Origin of the sequence: Acinetobacter sp. CIP 101934, from assembly GCF_000369585.1 — a bacterium.
Classification (GTDB): Bacteria; Pseudomonadota; Gammaproteobacteria; order Pseudomonadales; family Moraxellaceae; genus Acinetobacter; species Acinetobacter schindleri.
Window position 1 is genome coordinate 962,591 of record NZ_KB850094.1, and the last position, 23,734, is coordinate 986,324.

Consider the following 23,734-nt stretch of genomic DNA (forward strand, 5'->3'; position numbering starts at 1 on the left):
TTTCTGTTTCTGTTTCTGTTTCTGTTTCTGTTTCTGTTTCTGTTTCTGTTTCTGTTTCTGCATTAATACTTTCTATATAAGATGGTTGTTTACCAAAGATTTCAATAAAGGCTTCATTGAAATGATCAGTTTCACGAAAATTTCTGAAACATGGCCATTCTAGGAAAGAAACTTCACTTATTTCTTCAGATTTACCAGCTTTGACCATATATTTTTTTGCTAGTTCAAAATCTTCTTTGAGCACTGCTGCGCATAGCTGATATGATATTTTGCATGCAGACCAATCTTCTGCATCAAGAATTTTATTAAAATCTTTGCCACTAAACTTATAGGAAATAGCTCGATTTATAACAAAAACCAGTCGTTGTCCCTCGGAGCTCCATTTTTTTAATACATTGCATGCAAAATCTAATAAAATTGATGCTAATTCATACTCCTCATTAATTAATAATTCATATGTAATATCACTTAAACTATCATCTGCTTTTTCAATATCTTTCGGAAATTGTTTTCTCCATAGTACTTGAGTCAATTTCACGGGAATTTCAAAAAGTGTTTTGTAAACAAGCTCGATATATTCTTTATTCGCACGAAGTTTTTTTCCCACTTGAATTTCAGAATCTAGTTTATATTTAGCTGCTCTACATTTTTTTAAATATTGTTCAGAAACTAATCCATTGCAATGTACAAAAAGGTTTCTTCGTTCGGTGAGTTCTATAAAAACTGGCCATGATTCCAACCCTGTTTTTAGAGTTAAATTATATTTACTTTCCATCCAATCAAATTGTTTTGAGTGACTTTCCCTTAATAAATTTTCAACTTCCTGATTTATAATTTTTTCACGAGCTTCTTCAATACTATTTAAAGTACTCAACTCTTCAAATGTTATTGTTTTTTGTTCAGCTTTAAGTAATTCTGGTCTATTTTTTAGAATATAAGTATTCAATTGTCCTAAGAACGAATCATATTCGGAAACAAAGGTTACCAAAAATGATTGTGGTAATATTTCTAATGCTAATTGGGCTTGTTTTCTCTTTTTACTTATACGGCCTATTAAACGAGCATGTTTGAAACTAATTTCAAAACCAGTAGTTCCATCTTCATGTGTAATAGGGTTGCCATATTCTTCTACAGTCTTATTTAGACTGTCATTTGCATTAGTAAAACTTTCAAACGCTGATTTCATTTGAAAAGGAATAATTTCATTTAAGGCTACAATTTTATGTAGATACTCATCAAGTATTTTATGAAGCTCTATGTTTTCCATATTTTTGTATATTAAAGTTATAAATTACTAATATTATAAAATAAAACCCCCTCGCTCGAGGGGATTTTTTCTACTCTAAATTAGAGGAATCTTACACGATAGAATCATCCAGATTTGGCGCTAACCAGCGTTTCGCTTCATCCAGTGTCCAGCCTTTACGCTTCGCATAATCTTCCAGCTGATCGCCAGAGATTTTGCCCACATTAAAGTATTCAGTTTCAGGATTCGCATAGTAGAAACCGCTCACTGATGAAGGTGGCCACATGGCAAAGCTAGAAGTCAGGTAAGTACCCATCTTCTCAGTAGTACCTAACCAGTCAAACAATGGTGCTTTTTCAGAATGTTCTGGACAAGCAGGGTAGCCCGGTGCAGGACGGATGCCGACATACTTCTCTTTGATCAATTCATCATTGTCCAGAGTTTCGTCTGCCTGATAGCCCCAGAACTCTTTACGGATCCGCTGGTGAAGATGCTCTGCAAAGGCTTCGGCAAAACGGTCACCCAAGGCTTGAACCATAATTGCATTATAGTCATCCCCTTTGGCTTTATATTCCTGAGACAGCTCTTCTGCACCAAAGATCGATACAGTAAAGCCACCCAAGTAATCCTGAGCCACACCTTTAGGTGCAATAAAGTCAGCCAATGAGTAATTTGCTTTACCAGTGACTTTGTCAGATTGCTGACGCAAGTGTTCGAAAGTATGCGTTATATTGCCAGCTTCATCAGTCACCGCAACGGTATCCGCTGCGACACGGTTGGCAGGATAGATGCTAAAGGTTGCACGTGCATCGAAACGTTTATTCTCGATGATGTCTTTGAGCATTGCTTGAGCTTGTTCATACAAGTCACGTGCTGCTTCGCCCACCACTTCATCTTCAAGGATTTTCGGGAATTTGCCCGCCAGACTCCAGGAAATAAAGAATGGTGTCCAGTCGAAGTATTCAACCAAGGTTTCTAATGGATAGTTGGTGAAGGTTTCGGAACCAATGAAATTTGGTTTAACGGGTGCATTCTTGTCGAAGTCGATTTTGAAGCCATTTTCAACTGATTCAGCATAAGACAGTTTTGCTGCTTTTGGCTGCTTGTTGGCAAGACGGGTACGGATTTTTTCATAATCCGCGGCATAGTCCGCCATCAATTGTGGTTTCATTTCAGCAGAAAGTAATTGTGTGGTCACACCTACAGCACGAGATGCATCAGCCGTATAGAACACACCATCATTTTGATATTGCGGAGCAATCTTCACCGCAGTATGCGCTTTCGATGTAGTCGCACCACCAATCATCAGTGGAATGTTAAAGCCTTTGCGTTGCATTTCTTTGGCAACAAAGACCATTTCATCCAATGACGGAGTGATCAAACCAGACAAACCGATGATGTCCACTTTCTCATCAATGGCCGTTTGTAGAATCTTCTCACATGGCACCATTACGCCAAGGTCAACGATGTCATAACCGTTACAGCCAAGTACCACGCCCACGATATTTTTACCGATGTCATGTACGTCGCCTTTTACCGTTGCAAGCAAGATTTTACCTTTGGCTTCGCCTTGGGTTTTTTCTGCTTCAATAAACGGGTTGAGCCAAGCCACAGCTTGCTTCATCACACGTGCAGATTTTACCACTTGTGGCAGGAACATTTTACCAGCACCGAACAGGTCGCCGACCACGTTCATACCTGCCATGAGTGGTCCTTCGATCACATCTAAAGGACGTGCAGATTTTAAACGGGCTTCTTCCGTATCCTGATCGATGTAAGTGGTGATGCCTTTTACCAGTGCATACTCAAGACGTTTTTCAACACTTTCATTACGCCATTCAAGGTTTTCTTCGGCTTTTTGTGCGCCTGCTTGACCACGGTATTTTTCAGCAATAGTCAGTAATTTTTCAGTCGCTTCCTGACCGCTTTCACCTTGATTACGGTTCAAGACCACATCTTCAACAGCTTCTTTCAGTTCTGCATCGATATCATCGTAAATCGCAAGCTGACCTGCGTTGACGATCCCCATGGTCAAGCCTTTCTGGATCGCGTGATACAGGAACACTGCATGGATCGCTTCACGAACAGGTTCGTTACCCCGGAATGAGAACGACACGTTGGAGATCCCGCCTGATACCATTGCATTTGGCAGGTTTTGTTTAATCCAGCCTGTTGCTTCAATGAAGTCTACGCCATAGTTATTGTGTTCTTCGATACCGGTTGCCACCGCGAACACGTTCGGGTCAAAGATGATGTCTTCGGATGGGAAGCCGACTTCATTCACCAGCACATCGTAAGAACGCTTACATATTTCTTTTTTGCGTTCAGCAGTATCCGCCTGACCATTTTCATCAAAGGCCATCACGATCACCGCAGCACCATACTGACGGCAGAGGCGGGCACGTTCTACAAACTCGTCATAACCTTCTTTTAAGGAAATCGAGTTAACAACCGCTTTACCTTGCACGCATTTCAAACCTGCTTCAATGATCTCCCATTTTGAAGAATCAAGCATGATTGGCACACGTGAAATATCTGGCTCAGACGCAATCAGATTCAGGAAGTGCACCATTGCACCTTGCGAATCGAGCATGCCTTCATCCATGTTGATGTCGATGATCTGTGCACCGGCTTCAACCTGTTGACGGGCAACGTCTAAAGCTTCTGTGAAGTTTTCTTCTTTAATTAAACGAAGGAACTTTTTAGAACCAGTCACGTTGGTACGTTCACCGACGTTTACAAAGAGTGAATCTTTGGTGATGTTAAATGGCTCTAAACCACTTAAACGGCACGCAGATTCAATTTCAGGAATCTGACGTGGCGCAATACCTTCAACTGCTTGTGCAATCGCGCGGATATGATCCGGCGTCGTACCACAGCAACCACCGGTGATATTGATCAAGCCGCTTTCAGCAAATTCTTTGATGAAAGCAGCCGTTTCTTCAGGGGTTTCATCATAACCACCAAACGCATTTGGCAAGCCTGCATTAGGATGTGCAGAAACAAAGGTGTCGGCAACGTCAGACACGGTTTTTACGTGTGGACGCATGGCATCTGCACCCAGCGCACAGTTAAAACCGATTGAAATCGGTTCTGCATGGCGCATTGAATTCCAGAACGCTTCAGCGGTTTGACCGGTCAATGTACGGCCTGATGCATCGGTAATTGTGCCTGAAATCATAATTGGCAATTCATAACCAATTTCTTTAAAGACTTCTTTCACCGCAAAGATCGCAGCTTTAGCATTCAAGGTATCAAATACCGTTTCGATCAGGATGATGTCTGCACCACCTTCAATCAATGCTTTGGTCGATTCGATATAGTCGACTTTTAATGCATCAAAAGTGATGTTACGAAACGCCGGGTCATTTACGTTTGGTGAAATAGAGGTGGTACGTGAGGTTGGACCAATTACACCTGCCACAAAACGTGGTTTTTCAGGGGTTGAGTATTTCGCGCAGGCCTCTTTGGCAATACGCGCTGCTTCACGGTTAATTTCCGGAACCAGATCTTCCATGTGGTAATCCGACATTGAAACACGGGTACCGTTAAAGGTATTGGTTTCAATAATGTCAGCGCCCGCTTCAAGATACGCTTCATGGATACCTTGAATAATGTGTGGTTGTGTTAAAACCAGAAGGTCGTTATTGCCTTTAAGGTCATATGCCCAATCAGCAAAACGCTCACCCCGATAATCGGCTTCTTCCAATTTATGGCGTTGGATCATGGTACCCATCGCACCATCGATAATTAAAATTCTTTTGGCAAGAAGTTCTTTCAGGGTGGCAAGTGTGGACATTCAGACTTTCTCAGTAAGCATCAAAAACGGCAATAATCTTAACAGATTAGTGCGCAGTTTTCTGTAGCCATTATTCAGAATGCTGGATATGACTGATATGAAAATCTGATAAGCAAATTGAACTGTGCATAGAAAGCTGAAAACAGATAGAAAACAGAAAGCTCGAAGTCAGTTATGGAGGAATTTGACCGAAAATAAAATATAAATGAGTTTCATGAAAGTGTCATATGACTGGGGCAATATAGAGTCAACTGTGACAGGCTCAGGAAGATGACAGTTCTGAGAAAATGTTCAAATTTATTGCAAAACATGAATGAAGTTGAGTGGATAAGCGGTTTTTATTTAAATAAATTGTTGATTTTTATTTTTTAATTTTAATATTGATAGTATGTGGCTTTAGGATGAACGGCAGCAAGAAAGTCTAAAAAATTGGTCTATATGACGGCGCTTTGTCATATAATTGTCACAATTAAACTGAACAATATGGGGATTCTTGAATCCTCTATTCCTGCTTGCATGAATTCTAATCAAACTCCCTCAGGTTCAGCCCATCAGTCGCCTTCACATAAGTCGACTAATGTTCATGTGCCAACACCGAAATTTTTTATGCCGGTGTTTCTGACTGTAATTATATCTACGCTGATTTATATCGGCTTTCAGTTGACTTCAGATCTGGCGCATGTTCCAGCAATCGGTCTGTATTCGATGATTCTTTTAGCCACAGCGCTATTTATTGCGCTAGGCTTTGAATTCGTCAATGGTTTCCACGATACAGCCAACGCGGTTGCCACCGTAATCTATACCAACGCATTGTCTGCACCGGTTGCAGTCATGTGGGCAGGTTTCTGTAATTTCCTTGGGGTAATGGTGGCCAGTGGTGCCGTTGCTTACGGGATCATTGCATTACTTCCTGTTGAACTGATTATGAACGTGGGTACAGGTGCCGGTTTTGCCATGGTCTTTGCCATGTTGATCGCCGCGATTCTCTGGAATCTGGGCACCTGGTTCCTGGGTATTCCTGCTTCTAGTTCACATACCCTGATTGGTTCGATTCTGGGTGTGGGCATTATGAACTATCTGCTCAATGCAGGTGGCGGTGCTTCCGGTGTGGACATGGAACAGGTGATGAAAGTCGGGAAGGCACTTTTATTTTCGCCTTTGATCGGTTTTGCTTTTGCTGCAATCTTGTTCTTGCTGGTGAAAAAAATCTTCAGAAAGCAGCTAGAGCTGTTTAAGCCACCTGAAGGTAACAAGCCACCACCACCACTGATTCGTGCCATTCTGATTTTTACCTGTACTGGTGTAAGCTTTGCCCATGGTTCAAATGATGGTCAAAAAGGTATGGGCCTGATCATGCTGATCTTGATCGGTTGTGTACCTTTGGCATACTCGTTAAACAAGAATCTTGATGCACAGCATATCCAGTCTTTCGGTCAATTATCTGCTCAAACTGCTGATGTGATCTATCCACAGCATGATGATATTCCGGATGAACAGGCACGTGCCGTAATTACCAAATATATTCAGACTAAAGAGTTAAATGCTGAAGTTGTACCAGCATTGGCAAGCTTAACGGATCATTTGGGTGAAAAAGTCGGTTCATACACGAACATTAAAGATGTGCCTGAGGCGCAAGTTTCAGAATTCCGTAATGACATGTACTTGAGCACCACAGCATTTAAACGCTTGGATAAAGCAGAAGCTTTGCCTGCGATGACTGCTGCACAGGAAAAAACAGTTGACGAATATCGTGATAACCTGGATTCATTCCTGCAATACATCCCGACTTGGGTAAAAGTGGCGGTTGCTTTGGCACTTGGTCTAGGTACCATGGTGGGCTGGAAACGTATTGTAGTGACTGTAGGTGAGCGTATTGGTAAACAACATATGACTTATGGTCAGGGGATGTCTGCCGAGCTGGTAGCCATGACTACAATTGCTGCTGCAGACGGTTTCGGTATGCCGGTATCAACGACTCATGTCCTGAACTCTGCGGTTGCAGGTACGATGGTAGCGAACAAGTCTGGCCTGAACTTCCAGATGGTGAAAACGATTCTGTCTGCCTGGGTGTTCACACTGCCAGCAACGATCTGTCTGTCAGGTGGTTTGTACTGGGTACTGTTAAAAGTTTTCTAAGAAAATTTGATGTAAAAAAAACGCTGCCGAGGCAGCGTTTTTTATGACGTTTTGAAAAGTTTAAAAATCGAAAGGTTTTAAATTATGATGAAGGCGACAGGGATGTCGCCGTTAGGTTGTCTTGCGTAATTTTTTAAAGCAATGCTTAAAAAATTACTCAGGATATATCATCAGCCTAACAAAAGATTTTTGTTACCTTGTGAAGACATGCTTCTCATATTTCAAAAGTAAAGAAAAAAAGAATGTATAGAATGGATCAACTTCAATTTTCTTTAAAGTCCATTCATAAAAATTTGAAAGATTCAAAGCCTATATTGACCTCTTCCTTGCGCAGCAGTGCTGCTCATCTCCTAGGAGGAAAAAGAACTTTCAATTTACTTCTTCAACTTACCTAACAATCCTTTCGGCAACTTATCCGTCGCAAAACCATACAGCGCAGCAAATGGCAGTGCAGTACGTGCCAGATAAGCCACTCGCCATAAACCACCATGATTTGCACCGGACATCATCAGCTCAAGTGGATGATTCAGTTTTACATCTGGATTAGCAACAGACTCCGGATTACGCAGATCATGAATCCATAAGGCTGCCATAATCGCATTGGTAGTTTCTGGTGCAAAAGCTTCGACATCAAACAGGCTGGCACCATTAAACGCAGCTTTAAGCAGCGGATTCTTGGTTACAGAATAAGTGGTTGTAGAAGGTGCGATATTAATACTGACACGTTGGCCATTGGCACGTGCCAGTGTCGCACGCCACTGCTGGATACGTTTTGCCAGCGCATAGTTCGGGCCTTGTTCAACCACCAAGCAGTCACATATGCCATAGGATTGATCAGCAACTTTGAATAAATCTTGTGCATTTTTCTTAAAGAAATGTTTGCGTGAGATTAGCGAAATACCTTTGGTCAAAGTACTTTCCAGTTTAGACAGTTGCTGGTATTTGCTTTGTGATGCTTGAACCACTTCTTCTGGCACGGCATAGACATCAGTTGGCGTACACATATACATCAGACTGGTATTGGCTTTCTGCTCGCTAACGTGTTTCATGATTGCATCCATTGCCATGGAAACACGCACATGTTTTTCACCATCCAGATAGGCGATTGCTGCCAGATCCAGGTTTTGCTCGAACTGAATCAGCCATTGGGCAATTTCTGGAATTTGCGTCAACAGGTTGGCACCGAGCTTTTCTTTTAGAACTTCAATTGAGGTATCCGCTGGCAGAGTTTCAGCTGAAGGCGCATATAAAGTAGCATTACCTTCACTTACTGTATCCAGAATCTTGCTCCAGACACGGGTATTTGGCAGGTCAATTGCCACGATATTGGCTTTCCATTTAGATAACCAGGTCAGTGGACCCGCTTCAGAAGCAGCACCGAACAGCACCGTGGTACGATCTGACAGATCAAACCATTCCGGGTGAGCAATACATTCACGCAGGGCATGGGCATGACTTGGCTCGACGATACCACGTTCTTCCCATAGTTGGATCTGGTCCAGTAGGGCTTGTCCCTGCAATTTTTTACCATGATAAGGCACATACCATTCAGGAGCTTTTTCAGACTGACCTTTCAGCTGAAAGGTACTCAGGTTTTGCGCAGGTAAAGACATTACATCTTTGAGTAGATGCTTCTGGCCATCACGGTAATATTCAAAACTGGCATGCGCTGTTTTCAGACCTTGTTGGGCAATATTCAGTGCTGCACCTGGAGAGCGCAGGCCGTCTTCAACCAGATGTTTAAAATGAACCGGATATTGCTTACGCCAGTTTTTTTCCTGTTGAGCTGCGCTGGCATGTACAGGATCAACAGCGTTTAAGGCTTCAGAAATGATAGTGCGGCCAATTTTTGAAGTGCTAGGTTTTTGTTGTGAAGCAGAAATAGGGAATTGAAGACCGTCTGGGGAATTGGACATGCAAAATATCTCGCGATTTACAGCAATTAATATACAGATGTATACATTATCACTGCAAAATCCACTCCAAGGTTGGCAATATATGACATCCTGACTTTTAAAATTATTACGAGATGTTTCGAAATAAAAGGAAGCATATGGCTTCCTTATCATCACTCGTTTAAAAAACTAATTCTCAGTACCCTTCATGAATGAAAGAATCTAGAAGGGAAGTTGAGCCAGTTTATTTAGGAAGTGTGGAATAAGTCGAGGTTCCAGGATAATGGTCATAACCACACCATAAGCCGCCCCCCAAAGATGAGCACTGTGATTGATATTGCTGTTCCCGCGTTTGCCAGACCAGACACTATAAGCGACATAAAGCACTGCAAAAATAATGGCCGGCACAGGAATAAAAAACACGAAAATCAGTTTCCATGGCTCAAACAGAATATAGGCAAATAATACTGCTGATACTGCACCCGAGGCACCCAGACTTGCCCAGCGTGGATTATTTTTATTTTGCAGATAACTCGGAATAATGGCTGCAATCAGACCACCCAGATAGAACAGGACAAAGCCCAGATCATAAAGATACTGGCGATAAAAGCTCTCGATAATACTGCCAAAGAAGAACAGCGTAATCATATTGAACAGTAGATGTGTGCCATCTGCATGAATAAAGCCATGCGAAATAAAACGGTCATATTGACCACGTTGAATTGCTGGTGGCCAGAAAATCAAACGGTTCATGACCTGCTCTTTGGAAAAGGCAATAAAAGAGATGATGCAGGTAATCAGAATAAGGGTAACGGTATGATTAAAGGGTAAATGCAGCATAGACGGCAGTTCTAATTCTGAAGTAGTGATCCCTAATCTTGCCATTATTCTGACATTTAGGTAGTACTTTTATAATAAATCCGACAATTTTAGTTGAAATTTTAAATTTACCCCGCATCTTCAGTTAAAATGGCAGCTTCAGCTTGAGGAAATTATTGTTATGTCGACTGAGAACAGCAGCACTGCAGTTACAGAAGAAATTCCAAATCTATTGATTACACCGACTGCACAAGAGTATTTAAAGGATCTACTGGAAAAGCAAAATACACCAGGTATTGGTGTACGCGTTTTCGTGGAAAATCCGGGTACACCGCGCGCTGAATGTTGCATGGCTTATAGTGCACCAGATGAAGTTGTACCGACAGATTACAAACAGGATTATCCAGAATTCCCTGCGTACATCGATACTCCATCTATTCCTTATTTGCTTGATGCAGTAATTGATTACAACAAAGACCGTTTTGGTGGTCAGCTGACTTTCCGTGCACCAAACTCTAAAGTGCCACGTGTAGGTCCTGATGCCTCGGTAGAAGAGCGTATCACTTACGTGCTTCAGTCAGAAATTAATCCAGGTCTGGCAGGTCATGGTGGTAACTGTGCATTGGTTGAAGTGGTTGAAGATCCTGAACACGGTTTGACTGCTGTACTTAAATTTGGCGGCGGCTGTCAGGGCTGTTCAGCAATTGACGTGACTTTGAAACAAGGCGTTGAAACAACTTTGAAACAGCACGTTCCTGAGCTTGCACGTGTGGTTGACCAGACTGACCATAGTCAGGCTGAAGGTGCATACTTCAAGTAAGTAGCAAATAAAAGTTAGCTTATAAAAAAGGCCTCAAATAATTGAGGTCTTTTTTTATCTGCAATTAATAATGATAATAATTATCAATAGTAATTGTGTTTAGAGTAACATTTGATACAATGCGTCACAATTCCATCAATATTTCTTCATAAATCTACTTCTGGGGCGTAAATAGAGTATGAACACACCGTTTTTGAAATCGACGTTAGCTTTTGCAATCGGCTCGGCAATGGCGGGCAATACATTTGCAGTAGAAGTTGGTGCTCCACAAGTTGAAGCTGCGAAACTGCAAACGATTGTGGTAACTGCAACAGGTTATGAACAAGACCTGGCTAAAGCACCTGCATCCATTACGGTCATTGATCGTGAAGAATTAGAAAAGCGTGAATATAACGACATTACCGATGTATTGCGTAATACGCCAGGGGTCGTAGTTTCAGGTGCAGGTTCTGCACAGACCATCAGTATTCGTGGCATGAGCTCAAATTACACCTTGTTTCTAGTAGATGGTAAGCGTCAATATGGTAAAGATGTAAACCCAAATGGTGATGACGGTGGTTTTGAAAAAAATATCCTGCCACCAATTGCCGCAATTGAACGTATTGAAATTATCCGTGGTCCAGCATCAACTCTTTATGGCACAGACGCCATGGGGCGGGGTAGTCAATATCATTACCAAAAAAGTGTCTGATGAATGGTCTGGCAATATTGAGTTAGGGACCATCATTCAGGATAGTAACCGCTCAGGTGATATCAAAAATGGTTCTGTATATCTTGTCGGTCCTTTAATTGCAGATAAGCTTGGCTTGCAACTGGCAGTCAATAAGCAGGAACGTAATGAAGATCGTTATATTGGCGGCTTCCGTGGCACCGAGCGTGAAAGCTTAAACTCGCGTTTGACCTATGCGATTAATGATGATCATGATGTACAAGTTGAAGCCAATTTTGTGCAACAGGAATCTACGACTTCAGTCGGTAAAACGGTAGCACCCGCTCAAGGTGCTGCAGATTCGTTTTCGCGCAATTATCGTAATGTTTATTCAGTAACTCATAATGGCCGTTATAACGATAACTTGGACAGTTCATCATATATTCAATATGAAAATTCAAAAAATCCGGATCGAGGCAATACGGAACTGGGTACCAAAGGAATTACCTTAGATACCTGGACTGCTAACAGTCAATGGAATTTGTTGTTGGGTGACCATACTTTATCATTTGGTGGATATTTTAAAGATGAAAAGCTCGAAGATAAAGCCACTAACCGTAATCCGAATTCACCTGAGTTTAGTGAATTGACGCGCTGGTCTGCTGCAGCGTTCTTGGAAGATACCTGGAGCATGACAGATCGTTTCGATTTAACAGCCGGCTTACGTTATGACCATGATGAAAACTATAGTGGTCATTTATCACCACGTCTGTATGGGGTGTACGCTGTAAATGATAATTTTGTTGTAAAAGGCGGTGTAGCTACAGGTTATAAACAACCTGATATTCGTGCAGCCACTGAAGGTTTCTATAGTGTTACCGGTGGTAGCGGTTCACCATTACCAACAGGGCGTGGCATCATTCGTGCGAATCCGGATTTAGAACCTGAATCGAGTCTATCTACTGAACTGGGCTTCAACTGGAAAAATGATTATATCAGTACTTCTATTACCGGCTTTATCACTAAATATGAAGACCGTATTACCGAAGTGCGTGCCTGTGAAACCGATACCGATGGTACAACGACAAACCGAAATAACTGGCAAAACTGGACATGTTTCGAAGGAGACACGCCGTTTTACTTCATCAGTGAGCGTATTAACGTGGATGAAGCAGAAATTCGTGGTGTGGAAGCTACTTTAGAAGCTACTTTAAATGACTATACGACATTAACTGCAAATTATACTTATACAGATTCCGAGTTTAAGTCGGGTGATTTTAAAGGTCAGCCACTGAACCAGATGCCAGAACATATGTTCAATATCGGGGTAGATTATGAATTAAGCGATGCATTAAATGTATGGAGCCGCTTGCACCATCGTTCTGAAACATCTGCTTACCTGAGTCGTACCTCTATAGCCCAGCCGAATCCAGGCTATCAATTTATAGACCTTGGTTTTAACTACAAATTTAGCCCGAGCCTGACAGGTAAATTTGGGGTCTATAATCTGCTGGATGAAAAAGCAGAAGATATTGATGGTGACCAATTATTAGATGGTCGTCGTTACGGTATCAGCTTAAATGCAAAATTCTAAATCTGTGAGTATAAAAAAAGCCGCTTCAAGCGGCTTTTTTTATACTTCAATCTTTAAAATATTCAGTGTACTTTCGGAATAATAAAACTGTTCCAGATATTGGCGCGCACGTTCACGTAAATGACCTTGTGAAATCATCTGCTGAATAATCGGTGTCAGCAAGGAATTCAGTTCATGCTGAATCAGCGACTCATCGATATTCAGATCACGAAGTAGCAGATCAAAAGTGTGCTCCTGATTACGGACATACCAGGCGTGCACGCCATCCTGTATCTGCTGTTGCAGATAATCGGTCTGGCGCATGTGATCCCAGATTTCATGGCCCAAATTCACAGTCTGGGTCAGATCTTGTACTTCAATATAATTCTTTAATACGGACAGAGGCATGTCTTTGATTTTATGCCAGAGATTCGCTTGAAAATGATAGAGTTTTTCATCATCAAAATGCTGGTTCAGGATATTTTCACTCAACTGGCCAAGCTTGAGAATATTCTTTTGCAAGTATTTGGCAATGGTATTGTCCAGACTGGTATCAGTCACATTTTCCAGTACAGATTTGCCCATTTTCATAAAGCGGGAAACGCCCGGTACACTCTTGGCAATCACCGAATTATCCAGATAATCCTGAATTGAATGTTGGATCAATTGGCTGATCATGGCAGAGAAGGCCGGATTATTCACCACTTTCTTGATCAGGCGCTGACGATGACCACTTTTACTTGCGACATACTGAGCAATCTTATCAATGGTCAGTACAGGAATCACATCGGCAATCTTGGTATTGTCATTTGCAGGGTGGACCAGAGCAAAACGGATATGTTCTGCAATTTGTTCAATCAAAAAAGAGCTGGCTGCTGTGCCTAATATTTGTTTTTGCAATAGCAGGTTAATTTGCATTGGACTCCACAGATCTTTCAGGGTCTGTTTGCGGAACCAGAGATAAAAAGTCTGAAACTCATTTTGAATCGTTTCAGATTGAGCAAATGACTGATCTAGAAAGTCAAGCTGAGCTTCGATCAATTGCTCAATCATCGGGTGTTTCTGCATATTGATTCTAAAAGTTAATTTAAAGGGATGAGTTTATCAGCAAGTGGATTTTTTAGGGTCTGTGTCTTTGCAAGAAAAGGTAAATAATACTGTGCAACCTGTCTTTCTGCTTCAAGAATCGGTATATGACCAACATTGTTCAGAATCACTGGTGTTTCGGCACGTTTAAATAAGGAGTGCAGCTCTTTAGCCACTTCAACATTAATAATACGATCCTGCTTACCCCATAAAATCAGCGTTGGTGCTTCTACAGTACGGGTCAAACGAGCAAATGTTTCCGGGGTATAGATCCGGCTCAGCATGACAATTTGATCAATAGCTTTGCTGGTCTGCTCGGAACGGGAAATCAGCAGTTTTTCCTGGGCGTGTTTTAACTGATCTGAGAGAGCAGGCGGATGCTGCATCAGTTTATGACTGACATCTTCCAGATCTCCCGGTTTGCTTACAATCAGGTTCTTTAAAGCATATGGATCACGGGTATAGCGCGTATTGGCGTTTTTATAGATTCCGGCACTATTCAGTAAGAACAGGCTTTGCGTATCGAAAGGATATTGAGAAGCATAAACTGTGGCAATCGACCCCCCTAGAGAATGTCCAGCAACATGCAGATTCTCATCGACATCCAAAGCTTCCAGAAAGATACGCAGTTGAGAGGTTACATTCGGTACTGAGAAATCAAAATCTGCGGGTGTACGGGTGTCACCATTATTGGGTAAATCTGGAACGATCACATGATAATAAGGCGTAAGAAACCGTGCGACACGATTCCAGTCGTCTTTGGTGCCCGCCAGACCATGAATCAGTAAAATAGAGGGTTTATTGACATTCCCGCCCTCGTTATAGCTCCAGGAAATATGACCGACTTTCAGCGTTTTGCTTTTCAGACCCGCCTGTAGCCGTTCCTGAACCAGATACTGGCTAAGAATATTATTGCCTGGCTGAGCACGCGTAGGAAAACTGACTTGGGCCTGACTTAGTGTGCTGAAGCTTGGGGCTAATATTAGGGTCATGGCGCAGAGTAATTTTGAGCGCTTTATTAATTTTCTTATCATGGCGTCACATTCCTTGTCTTGCATCCAGTGTACTGTTCAAAACAGTTTTATCCTGAAGCAAATCCACCTTGTTCGGATAAAATTATAGAGTTATTTCTATTGTAAATAATTGTGAAGTAATGTCACCAATAAGTTATTCACATAAGTGAAAAAAATCAGTTTTCATGTGAACTCTGATCATAAATTGAAATATTAGTGTGATGCAGGTCTACTGATAGAAATTTAGACAAGCTGATTTTTTGCAAGTGACATTCATAAATCAGAGGATTAAAATATTGCAACTTAAAACAACGGTGGTAAACACGAATGCTCACAGCTCAGGAAGCTATAGAACGTCTTAAAAAGGGTAACCAACGCTTTGTCAACGGTGAAACGCAGCATTTAAAATTATTATCGCATCAGCAACGTGCTGAAATGGCAGAAAGTCAGGAACCATTTGCTATTGTTTTAGGATGTTCAGATTCACGTGTGCCAGCAGAAATGGTATTTGACCAAGGTCTGGGTGATCTGTTTGTCATTCGCGTAGCAGGGAATATTGTCGCGCCGTCTCAGGTTGGTAGTGTTGAGTTTGCTGCAGAAAGCTTTGGTTGTCCTGTAGTCATTGTTTTGGGTCATACACATTGTGGCGCAATTCATTCTACGATTGAAGCACTGACCAATCCGGCAACTCCGCCATCTGCAAATCTGATGTCAATTGTTAACCGTGTACGTCCATCAGTTGAAATTCTGATGCAGACTGAACTGAAGGATGACCTGAACAAACTGTCTAAGCATGCAGTACGTTCGAATGTATTTGCTTCTGTGAACCAGTTACGTCATGGTTCAGCAGTACTGGAAAATCTCATTGCACAAGGCAAATTACTGGTGGTGGGTGCTGAATACTCACTGGAAACTGGTGAAGTCACCTTTTTTGATTTCTAATTTGAATTTTAAGAATGAATGATATTAAAGGCGCCTTAGAGGGCGCCTTTAATATATGGATAAGCATTATTTAACAGGATGCTTTGTGCCTTGGCATTTGGATGTACCAGATCCTGTTGCATCAAGTTTTTATTTCCTGCCACCCCATTCAAAAAGAATGGTAACAATTTCACTTTATATTGCTGGCTCACCACCTTGTAATTATTTTCAAAAGCTTTTGTATAACTTTGACCATAATTTGGCGGCATTTTCATGCCAAAAAGAATGACTTTTGCTTTGGCTTTTTGACTTTGCTGAACCAGATTTGCCAGATTTTTCTGAATCATCTGTGGCGGCTGACCACGTAGGCCATCATTGCCACCCAGTTCAATCACGACAATATGTGGCTTGTGGGTCTGGAGCAGTTTAGGCAGACGTGCCAGTGCACCGCTGGTGGTTTCACCGCTCACACTTGCATTGACCACTTTATGCTGTTTCGGATACTGTTGGTTTAAACGTTTTTGCAACAGATTGACCCAACCCTGTTCAGGTTGAATACCATAACCCGCACTTAAGCTGTCACCCAGAATCATAATGGTCTTTGCTGAAACCAGCACCGGCATCAGGCACAGGCCAAACAGTGCTAAGCTGCGGAATAGATAAGACTTTAGAATTTGAATATTCAGATGCATAGGAAAAGTATGATTCAAGATCGCCAGAAAGCTACCATCATGCCACAGCCAATAATTTCTGCTCAACAATTGACACAAAAGATACAACTATCACAAAAACAGTTGACGATTTTTGAGGACCTCAATCTGGAGATTCTGGCTGGAGAACAGGTAGCGATTACCGGACGATCCGGCTCTGGGAAATCCACCTTACTGGGCATACTGGCAACCCTGGATCAGGCCAGTTCAGGTCAGTTACAGGTCTGTGGCGAATCCATTACTGAAATGAATGAAGAACAGCGAGCCAAGGTCAGACTGGAAAATATCGGTTTTGTATTTCAGTCTTTTCAGCTGTTGCCACATCTGACTGCATTAGAAAATGTGATGTTGCCCTTACGTTTACAGCCAAACTTCAATTATGCCGCAGCCGAACAAAAAGCGTTGAATCTGTTGCAAAGAGTAGGGCTGGACCGTCAGGCCCAGCAAACCCCTAAAGTGCTTTCTGGCGGGGAACAGCAACGTGTTGCGATTGCCCGTGCTTTGGTGAGTGAGCCAAAAATCATTTTTGCTGATGAACCGACTGGAAATCTGGATGGGGAGACCGCCAAGGAAATTGAACAGCTGTTATTTCAGTTAAACCATGAATTGGGTACCACTTTAATTCTCGTGACCCATGACCAGAAACTGGCACAACTGTGCCAGCGTCATTTTGAGTTAAGCAATGGTCAGTTGACTAAACATGTGAATGGAGGATGATATGAACCTCTTCCGTCCTTTACTGACTCAAAGTTTTAAGACTACGGGCATTTATCTGCTGATTATTGCATTGACCCTGGCAATTAGCGCGACCACAGCGCTTAAGTTCAGTAATGAGCAGATTCAGAATGCCGTGGCATTGCAAGCTGCGGAAATGTTGGCTGGAGATCTGCTACTCAGTAATAACGAGCCAATCGAAGATGCCTGGCGAGAAAAGGCTGATCAGCTGGGTTTGCAGCAATCGGAGGTTACTGTATTTGGCAGCATGGCACATACCAATGACGAATTTGTCATGGTCAATGTCAAAGCGATTGATACTGCTTTTCCTTTACGCGGTGAGCTAAGAGTCAAACCTGAAGCTAAACAATTAAAACCGGGTGAAATCTGGCTCAGTCAGCGTGCCATGGATCTGCTTAAAGTTAAAGTGGGGGATCAGGTTAATATTGCCGATGCCTCATTCAAGATTACTGCCGTGATTGACTATGACTCTAATCAGGAATTAGGCTTCTCAGGTTTCTCACCGACCGTAATTATCTCTCAGGCAGATGTGGCACGAACCAATGCGATTCAGGTTGGTAGCCGGATTGATTATCGCCTGCTCATGGCAGGTGATCCGGACAGTATTCAAACCTATCAAAAAGACTTTAAGAAGATTGTTAAACCGGGTGTGGGTACAGAAGCTGAGGAACAACAGTTTGAGGAGCAGAATAGTCTGCGTCTAAGAAATGCCAGTGAAAGCAATACCCGTTTGATGAAGCCGATTGCTAATCTGGATACCTTTTTACAGTTGGCAAATATTTTGACCATCTTGCTTTGTGGTATCGCGATTGCCTTAACCGCACAGCGCTATGTACAGCAGAATCAGGATCATATTGCGTTAATGCGTTGTATCGGCGCGACGAAACAGCAAATTCTGGCGGCTTATCTGGCATTACTTGGACTGGTACTGGCAATCGCAATGCTCATAGGCACCATTGTTGGCATCAGTTTAGGTTATGCTTTGCTGCAACTCATGTTACAGCTGATTCCACATCTGCAGCTGCAATTCTCGGCAATGGCGATGCTCTCAGGTCCATTACCGATTGCGATGCTGACTAGTGCTGTGGTATTGCTTGGTTTTGTGCTGCCAAGTTTGTGGCAACTACTCAATACTGCACCGATCCGGGTTATCCGTCAGGAAGAAAAATCCGTACATTCCATGTTGTGGATGCTGGTGAGTGGGACACTGAGCCTGATTATTTTCAGTGTGGTGCTCACCGAGAATATTGTATTAACGGCTTGGGTAATTGGTGCCATTATTCTGCTTTGCGCTGTGCTGTATCTCACCGTATGGGGCTTGCTGAAAGTCCTGCGTAATACAAAATCCCGGATTTCTGCTTATGTACGGACACCGTATCAGACTGCATTACAGATCACCGCTTTGGCACTGGGCCTGAGTCTGATTACTGTATTAGCCGTATTGCGTACCGATCTGCTGGAACGCTGGCAACAGCAGTTACCAGAAGGTACACCGAACCAGTTTGTCTATGGCTTGCCGCCTTTTGAGATGCCACAGTTGAGGGCTGAGTTAGAGCAAAATGGCTGGAACAGTACGCCGCTATATCCGAATATTCGTGGCCGTCTGATTGCCAAAAATGATCAGCCATTTGCTGCAGAGTTAGTCAAAAAGAGTAATACACTACGCCGTGAACTGAACCTGACCCAAACCGATCAGTATCCACAAGATAATGTGATTTTAACTGGCGAAGCGCAATTGAAACAGCCGGGAGAAGTTTCGGTTGAAGCCACGACTGCGGAAGAGCTGGGAATCAGGATTGGAGATAAGCTGACGTTTAGCTTACCTGAGGGACCACTGGAAGCCAAAGTAGTGAATCTACGTAGTGTGGAGTGGGAAAGCTTTAGTCCGAATTTCTTCTTTATCTTTACTCCGAATACCATGGATGCCAATGCCGGTAGTTATCTGGGCAGTTTCTATGTACCGGAACAGGAACGACCAAAACTGGTTCAGTTGATCCAGCAGTTTTCTAATACGGTCTTTATCGATGTCAGCCTGATTCTGAACGAGATCAAACGTATTGTGAATGTACTGGTGCAGATCGTGACGATCCTGGCCTTACTGGTGAGTGTAGCAGGGATACTGGTTCTGATTGCCTGTCTGAATCTGCTCATGGATGAACGCAAACGAGAGGTGGCTTTACTTCGCTCATTCGGAAGTTCCAAACAGAAACTGAAAACCATGCTTAGTCTGGAAATTGGTTTTATTGGTCTATGTGCCGGAATTGTATCTTGCCTGTTTGCCGAAGTGATTAGCGCCGTTGCCAGTTACCGAATGGAATTACCGATTCAGCCACACTGGGAAATCTGGATGATTCTACCGATCTTTATGACTTTACTCTGTGCGCTGATTGGTCGTTATCGACTGAGTTATCTGAGTGATATTCCACCGCTGCAAAGTTTGCGCGAACTGAATCAATAAAAATTGAAGATGCGTCAGTTACAGTTTTAACTGCTGACGCATCATCTCCAGAATCTCCTGCCAGAGTGGCTTAATAGGATCAATCAGGATCAAGTTATATTGATAAAGCCCATAGCAGGCTGCTAAAGCAGCTATGAGTGCGATGAATTGAATAAAACCTGCGCGTTGCAGCTTTTGCCCGGCATACCAGAGTACAGCCAGCACAGCGCCCATAATCATGCCACCAATATGTGCAGCATTGTTAATGCCAGCAATCATAAACCCCATAAACAGGTTAATCCCCATCACCATCAGCAGGGTTTTTTTATCTAAAATAAAGCGCTGACGTGGAAGAACTGGCAGAATCGACAAGATTGTCAGTGCACCGCCCAGGCCCATGACAGCACCCGATGCACCAGCACTTACGCTTGGTAAAAGTCCTGGATTGGCGACCCCACCTTCAATTAAGCCATAACTATCCTGAATATTCATATAACCGCTGAACAGACTGCCCATCAGCCCAGCACAAAGATAGAGGCCAACAAAATACCAGCGCCCAAATAGCTGTTCTGCCACGCTTCCAAAAATATAAAGCGCCCACATGTTTAACATTAAGTGAATCAGGCCAAAATGAAAAAACATGCTGCTGAATACGCGAATGGGTTCCGCGAGATAAGTCAAAGGTGCATAATCAGCACCCCAGCGGATGGCATCTTGCGTACTTGGATGGCTGGCATCTGTGCCAGTAAAAATCTGCCAGGCAAACAATCCGACATTCACTGCAATCAATACCGCAGTAAACCACCAGGTGTGGACGTCCAGTTTACGGTGAATGGAAGGAGGTGCGTATTCAGACATGCTATTCTTGCGCTGTATGAGATATTTCAAATAAGCTTAACACGAAAAAATAACATCTTCAGGAGTAACCCACTGACATGAAAGCTTTTCTAATCCGAATATTCTTGCTGCTGTTCAGTGTGGTTTTATGTATTCAGCTCTGGATCTTTGCCAGCCTGGCCTGGTGGCGTTTTAATCCGGTCAATACCACGATGATGATGCGGATCGATTATTGGACTGAACCCTCCAAGCCCATTCAACACCAATGGCGTCCTTATGATGAGATCAGTACCAATCTGAAAAAAGCAGTGGTGACTGCGGAAGATGGAAAATTTGTGCATCATCATGGTTTTGACTGGGATGGGATTCAAACAGCTTTAAGCCGTAATAAAGAGCAGGGTAAAGTTGTTGCGGGGGGATCTACCATTTCCCAGCAGCTGGCAAAAAATCTGTTCCTGTTCAACAAACGTTCTTTCCTGCGTAAAGGTCAGGAAGCGGTTGCCACCTGGATGATGGAACGCATGTGGTCGAAAGAGCGTATTCTTGAAGTGTATTTAAACTCGATTGAGTTTGGTCATCATATTTACGGGGTGGAAGCGGCCGCCAAACATTATTTTGGTAAAACTTCAGAAAGTCTGACCAGAGAAGAGGCAATTTTCTTAGCGGCAATTTTGACCAATCCAAAATATTTTGAAGAAAATCGCAATGCTTCTGCTTTAAAAGCACGTAAACGCATGATTCAACGTTATATGCGCTATGCAGAATTACCCTGACAGTAAAAAATCGTTATAAAAAAATTGCCATAAAGCCCGAGAATTCGGGCTTTTTTTATGAAATTGTCATAAATTTGAAGCATACTGATACTATTGACTCAGGCTTTAAAACGATTAAAGGTTCAATATGAATACGGCAGCCAACAGCCCTTCAGTACAAACTGAATATACCTATAATGACCGGTACATTAACCGGGAATTGTCTATTCTGGATTTCCATTTGCGTGTCTTGGAACAGGCTGTCGATCCTTTACATCCACTGCTTGAACGCATGAACTTTCTGCTGATTTTCTCGCGTAATCTGGATGAGTTCTTTGAAATTCGTGTGGCTGGGGTGATGGAACAGCTGGATCTGGGCAATGAAAGTCGTAGTCCGGATGGGCTAACGCCGAAGCAGGTGCTGGATCAAATTTCCAAAACTGCACATGCTGCCATCGAACGCCAGTACCGCATTCTGAATGAAGAAATTCTGCCTAAACTGCGTGAAGAAGATATCTGTTTCCTGCGCCGCGGTGAACTGACACCAGCACAGTCACAATGGATAAAAAAATATTTTCAGGAACAGGTGGCACCCGTCTTAACCCCGATCAGCCTGGATCCAGCCCATCCATTTCCACGTTTAGTGAATAAGTCGCTGAACTTTATTGTGACGCTGGAAGGGAAGGATGCTTTTGGCCGTCAGATCGATCTGGCTGTTGTTCCTGCACCACGTTCACTACCACGTGTGGTGCGTTTACCGGATGAATTAACAGGCGGCAAGGAACATCATGTGATGCTTTCCGCAATTATACATGAACATGTTTCTGACCTGTTCCCGGGTATGACTGCAACAGGTTGCTATCAGTTCCGTGTAACCCGTAATGCTGATCTGGCTTTAAACGAAGATGTCGAAGATCTGGCGATTGCCTTAAAAGGCGAATTGAACTCGCGTCGTTTTGGGCGTGCAGTACGTCTGGAAGTTACAGAAAACTGTCCAAAGCATATTTATGAATACCTGCTGGATGAATTTGATCTAGAAGAAGAGCATCTGTACAAGGTTGCCGGACCGGTCAATCTGGCACGTCTATTATCGAATTTTAAACGTCCACATTTACGTTATGATTCACATACGCCAATCGTACCGAAAGTACTAAAGAAATCAGAAAATATCTTTAGCGCGATGCAGAAACAGGACATCCTGCTACATCATCCCTTTGAATCATTCTCGCCCGTAATTTCATTATTGCGTGAGGCTGCGCGTGATCCACAAGTCTTGGCGATCAAGCAGACCTTATACCGTAGTGGAGCAGACTCGGAAATTGTTCAGGTACTGGCTGAAGCAGCACGGAATGGCAAGGAAGTGACTGCTGTCATCGAATTGCGTGCGCGTTTTGATGAAGAGTCCAATATCGCCGTAGCCAATGTCCTGCAAGAAGCGGGGGCCGTAGTTGTCTATGGCATTGTTGGCTATAAGACCCATGCCAAGATGATTCTGGTGGTACGCCGTGAAAATAACAAGCTGGTGCGCTATGTACACTTGGGGACCGGGAACTATCACGCGGGTAATGCACGTATCTATACTGATTATGGACTGTTAACCACAGACAAAGAACTGTGTGAAGATGTACACCGTATCTTCCAGGAACTCACCGGTATGGGAAAAATGGCCAAGCTGAAAAAGCTGTTACATGCACCATTTACATTGCATACCCAGCTGGTGAATTACATTGACAATGAAATTGCCAATGCCAAAGAAGGCAAAAAGGCTCAGATCATTGTCAAAGTGAATGCGCTGACAGAACTACAGCTCATTAATAAATTGTATGAAGCATCGCAAGCAGGCGTGCAGATTGACCTGATTATCCGTTCGATCTGCTGTTTGCGTCCTGGTTTGCCGGGCTTGTCGGAAAATATCCGCGTTCGTTCCATCGTCGGACGTTTCCTGGAACATACTCGCGTGTATTACTTTAGCAATAATGGCAATTCCCGCATTTATTGCTCAAGCGCAGACTGGATGGACCGTAACCTGTTTAATCGTGTTGAAGCCTGTTTCCCGATTGAAGATGAAACATTGAAGAAACGCATCTATCAGCAAGGCTTATTGAACTATCTCAAAGATAACCAGCAATCCTGGTTACTGCAAAGTGATGGTACCTGGATCCGTGCACAACCTGCGCAAGGTGAACAGCCGCATAATGCACAGCGCGTGTTACTGGAAACCTTTAAATAAGACATAATCTTTTAAAAAGAGACTGAATTTTCAGTCTCTTTTTATATAAATATACTGTCTCTAAAAAAAAGGAGCC

At 42.8% G+C, this 23,734-nt stretch carries 15 protein-coding genes and 1 pseudogene; 8 read left to right on the top strand and 8 right to left on the bottom strand.

From position 1 onward, the window contains the following. Positions 1-1,267: hypothetical protein (locus F899_RS15715; protein ID WP_005221204.1), on the bottom strand; the 1,267-nt coding region annotated here is incomplete at its 3' end. Between the two features lie 91 nt (positions 1,268-1,358). Further along, a complete protein-coding gene (gene metH, locus F899_RS05045; protein WP_005221205.1) occupies positions 1,359-5,045 on the bottom strand; it encodes a methionine synthase in 3,687 nt (1,228 codons plus the stop codon). A gap of 516 nt (positions 5,046-5,561) precedes the next feature. Between metH and F899_RS05050 the strand changes: the two genes are divergently transcribed. Further along, on the top strand, positions 5,562-7,181 hold the full coding sequence (locus F899_RS05050) for an inorganic phosphate transporter (protein ID WP_008304765.1): 1,620 nt from the start codon (positions 5,562-5,564) through the stop codon (positions 7,179-7,181). A gap of 374 nt (positions 7,182-7,555) precedes the next feature. On the opposite strand, the gene F899_RS05055 is transcribed toward F899_RS05050, so the two are convergent. After that, the gene (locus F899_RS05055) at positions 7,556-9,097 is read right to left on the bottom strand and encodes a hypothetical protein (protein WP_005221207.1); all 1,542 of its coding nucleotides are present in this window, start codon (positions 9,095-9,097) and stop codon (positions 7,556-7,558) included. 201 nt (positions 9,098-9,298) lie between these two features. Continuing rightward, on the bottom strand, positions 9,299-9,916 hold the full coding sequence (locus F899_RS05060) for a rhomboid family intramembrane serine protease (protein WP_034433925.1): 618 nt from the start codon (positions 9,914-9,916) through the stop codon (positions 9,299-9,301). Between the two features lie 160 nt (positions 9,917-10,076). On the opposite strand from F899_RS05060, the gene nfuA reads away from it, so the two are divergent. Beyond that, positions 10,077-10,715, top strand: coding sequence for a Fe-S biogenesis protein NfuA (gene nfuA, locus F899_RS05065; protein ID WP_004810902.1), 639 nt, complete (start codon positions 10,077-10,079; stop codon positions 10,713-10,715). A 178-nt stretch (positions 10,716-10,893) separates the two neighbouring features. After that, positions 10,894-12,958 (top strand): annotated as a pseudogene (locus F899_RS05070) (TonB-dependent receptor domain-containing protein). A gap of 39 nt (positions 12,959-12,997) precedes the next feature. Here the strand turns inward: F899_RS05070 and F899_RS05075 are convergent. After that, a complete protein-coding gene (locus F899_RS05075) occupies positions 12,998-14,005 on the bottom strand; it encodes a hypothetical protein (protein ID WP_005221211.1) in 1,008 nt (335 codons plus the stop codon). Between the two features lie 14 nt (positions 14,006-14,019). Then, entirely contained in the window at positions 14,020-15,057 is a 1,038-nt protein-coding gene (locus F899_RS05080; RefSeq protein WP_004810894.1) for an alpha/beta fold hydrolase, read from the bottom strand. A gap of 306 nt (positions 15,058-15,363) precedes the next feature. Between F899_RS05080 and F899_RS05085 the strand changes: the two genes are divergently transcribed. After that, complete coding sequence (locus tag F899_RS05085; RefSeq protein WP_004810892.1) at positions 15,364-15,978, top strand: carbonic anhydrase; 615 nt, start codon at positions 15,364-15,366, stop codon at positions 15,976-15,978. 35 nt (positions 15,979-16,013) lie between these two features. On the opposite strand, the gene F899_RS05090 is transcribed toward F899_RS05085, so the two are convergent. Then, entirely contained in the window at positions 16,014-16,580 is a 567-nt protein-coding gene (locus tag F899_RS05090; RefSeq protein ID WP_372510645.1) for an arylesterase, read from the bottom strand. A gap of 78 nt (positions 16,581-16,658) precedes the next feature. Between F899_RS05090 and F899_RS05095 the strand changes: the two genes are divergently transcribed. Together F899_RS05095 and F899_RS05100 are read left to right on the top strand one after the other, a co-directional pair. Continuing rightward, on the top strand, positions 16,659-17,384 hold the full coding sequence (locus F899_RS05095; protein ID WP_005221214.1) for an ABC transporter ATP-binding protein: 726 nt from the start codon (positions 16,659-16,661) through the stop codon (positions 17,382-17,384). Position 17,385: 1 nt separating this feature from the next. After that, entirely contained in the window at positions 17,386-19,860 is a 2,475-nt protein-coding gene (locus tag F899_RS05100) for an ABC transporter permease (protein ID WP_005221215.1), read from the top strand. Positions 19,861-19,878: 18 nt separating this feature from the next. On the opposite strand, the gene F899_RS05105 is transcribed toward F899_RS05100, so the two are convergent. Further along, on the bottom strand, positions 19,879-20,697 hold the full coding sequence (locus F899_RS05105; protein ID WP_005221217.1) for a rhomboid family intramembrane serine protease: 819 nt from the start codon (positions 20,695-20,697) through the stop codon (positions 19,879-19,881). 77 nt (positions 20,698-20,774) lie between these two features. Between F899_RS05105 and mtgA the strand changes: the two genes are divergently transcribed. Then, positions 20,775-21,449, top strand: a complete 675-nt coding sequence (gene mtgA / locus F899_RS05110) for a monofunctional biosynthetic peptidoglycan transglycosylase (protein ID WP_004810883.1) — start codon at positions 20,775-20,777, stop codon at positions 21,447-21,449. 127 nt (positions 21,450-21,576) lie between these two features. Continuing rightward, positions 21,577-23,658 carry a polyphosphate kinase 1 gene (ppk1, locus tag F899_RS05115; protein WP_005221220.1) on the top strand — a complete coding sequence of 694 codons (2,082 nt, stop codon included), beginning with the start codon at positions 21,577-21,579 and terminating at the stop codon, positions 23,656-23,658. Positions 23,659-23,734: the final 76 nt, after the last annotated feature.

Excerpts from the sequence above, each read along its gene's own strand:
- ppk1 (WP_005221220.1), top strand. The coding sequence starts at position 21,577 with ATGAATACGGCAGCCAACAGCCCTTCAGTACAAACTGAATATACCTAT.
- F899_RS05060 (WP_034433925.1), bottom strand. The coding sequence starts at position 9,916 with ATGCTGCATTTACCCTTTAATCATACCGTTACCCTTATTCTGATTACC.
- F899_RS05085 (WP_004810892.1), top strand. The coding sequence starts at position 15,364 with ATGCTCACAGCTCAGGAAGCTATAGAACGTCTTAAAAAGGGTAACCAA.
- nfuA (WP_004810902.1), top strand. The coding sequence starts at position 10,077 with ATGTCGACTGAGAACAGCAGCACTGCAGTTACAGAAGAAATTCCAAAT.
- F899_RS05075 (WP_005221211.1), bottom strand. The coding sequence starts at position 14,005 with ATGCAGAAACACCCGATGATTGAGCAATTGATCGAAGCTCAGCTTGAC.
- F899_RS05105 (WP_005221217.1), bottom strand. The coding sequence starts at position 20,697 with ATGTCTGAATACGCACCTCCTTCCATTCACCGTAAACTGGACGTCCAC.
- F899_RS05095 (WP_005221214.1), top strand. The coding sequence starts at position 16,659 with ATGATTCAAGATCGCCAGAAAGCTACCATCATGCCACAGCCAATAATT.
- F899_RS05050 (WP_008304765.1), top strand. The coding sequence starts at position 5,562 with ATGAATTCTAATCAAACTCCCTCAGGTTCAGCCCATCAGTCGCCTTCA.
- F899_RS05100 (WP_005221215.1), top strand. The coding sequence starts at position 17,386 with ATGAACCTCTTCCGTCCTTTACTGACTCAAAGTTTTAAGACTACGGGC.
- F899_RS05055 (WP_005221207.1), bottom strand. The coding sequence starts at position 9,097 with ATGTCCAATTCCCCAGACGGTCTTCAATTCCCTATTTCTGCTTCACAA.
- F899_RS05090 (WP_372510645.1), bottom strand. The coding sequence starts at position 16,580 with ATGCCGGTGCTGGTTTCAGCAAAGACCATTATGATTCTGGGTGACAGC.
- mtgA (WP_004810883.1), top strand. The coding sequence starts at position 20,775 with ATGAAAGCTTTTCTAATCCGAATATTCTTGCTGCTGTTCAGTGTGGTT.
- F899_RS05080 (WP_004810894.1), bottom strand. The coding sequence starts at position 15,057 with ATGATAAGAAAATTAATAAAGCGCTCAAAATTACTCTGCGCCATGACC.
- metH (WP_005221205.1), bottom strand. The coding sequence starts at position 5,045 with ATGTCCACACTTGCCACCCTGAAAGAACTTCTTGCCAAAAGAATTTTA.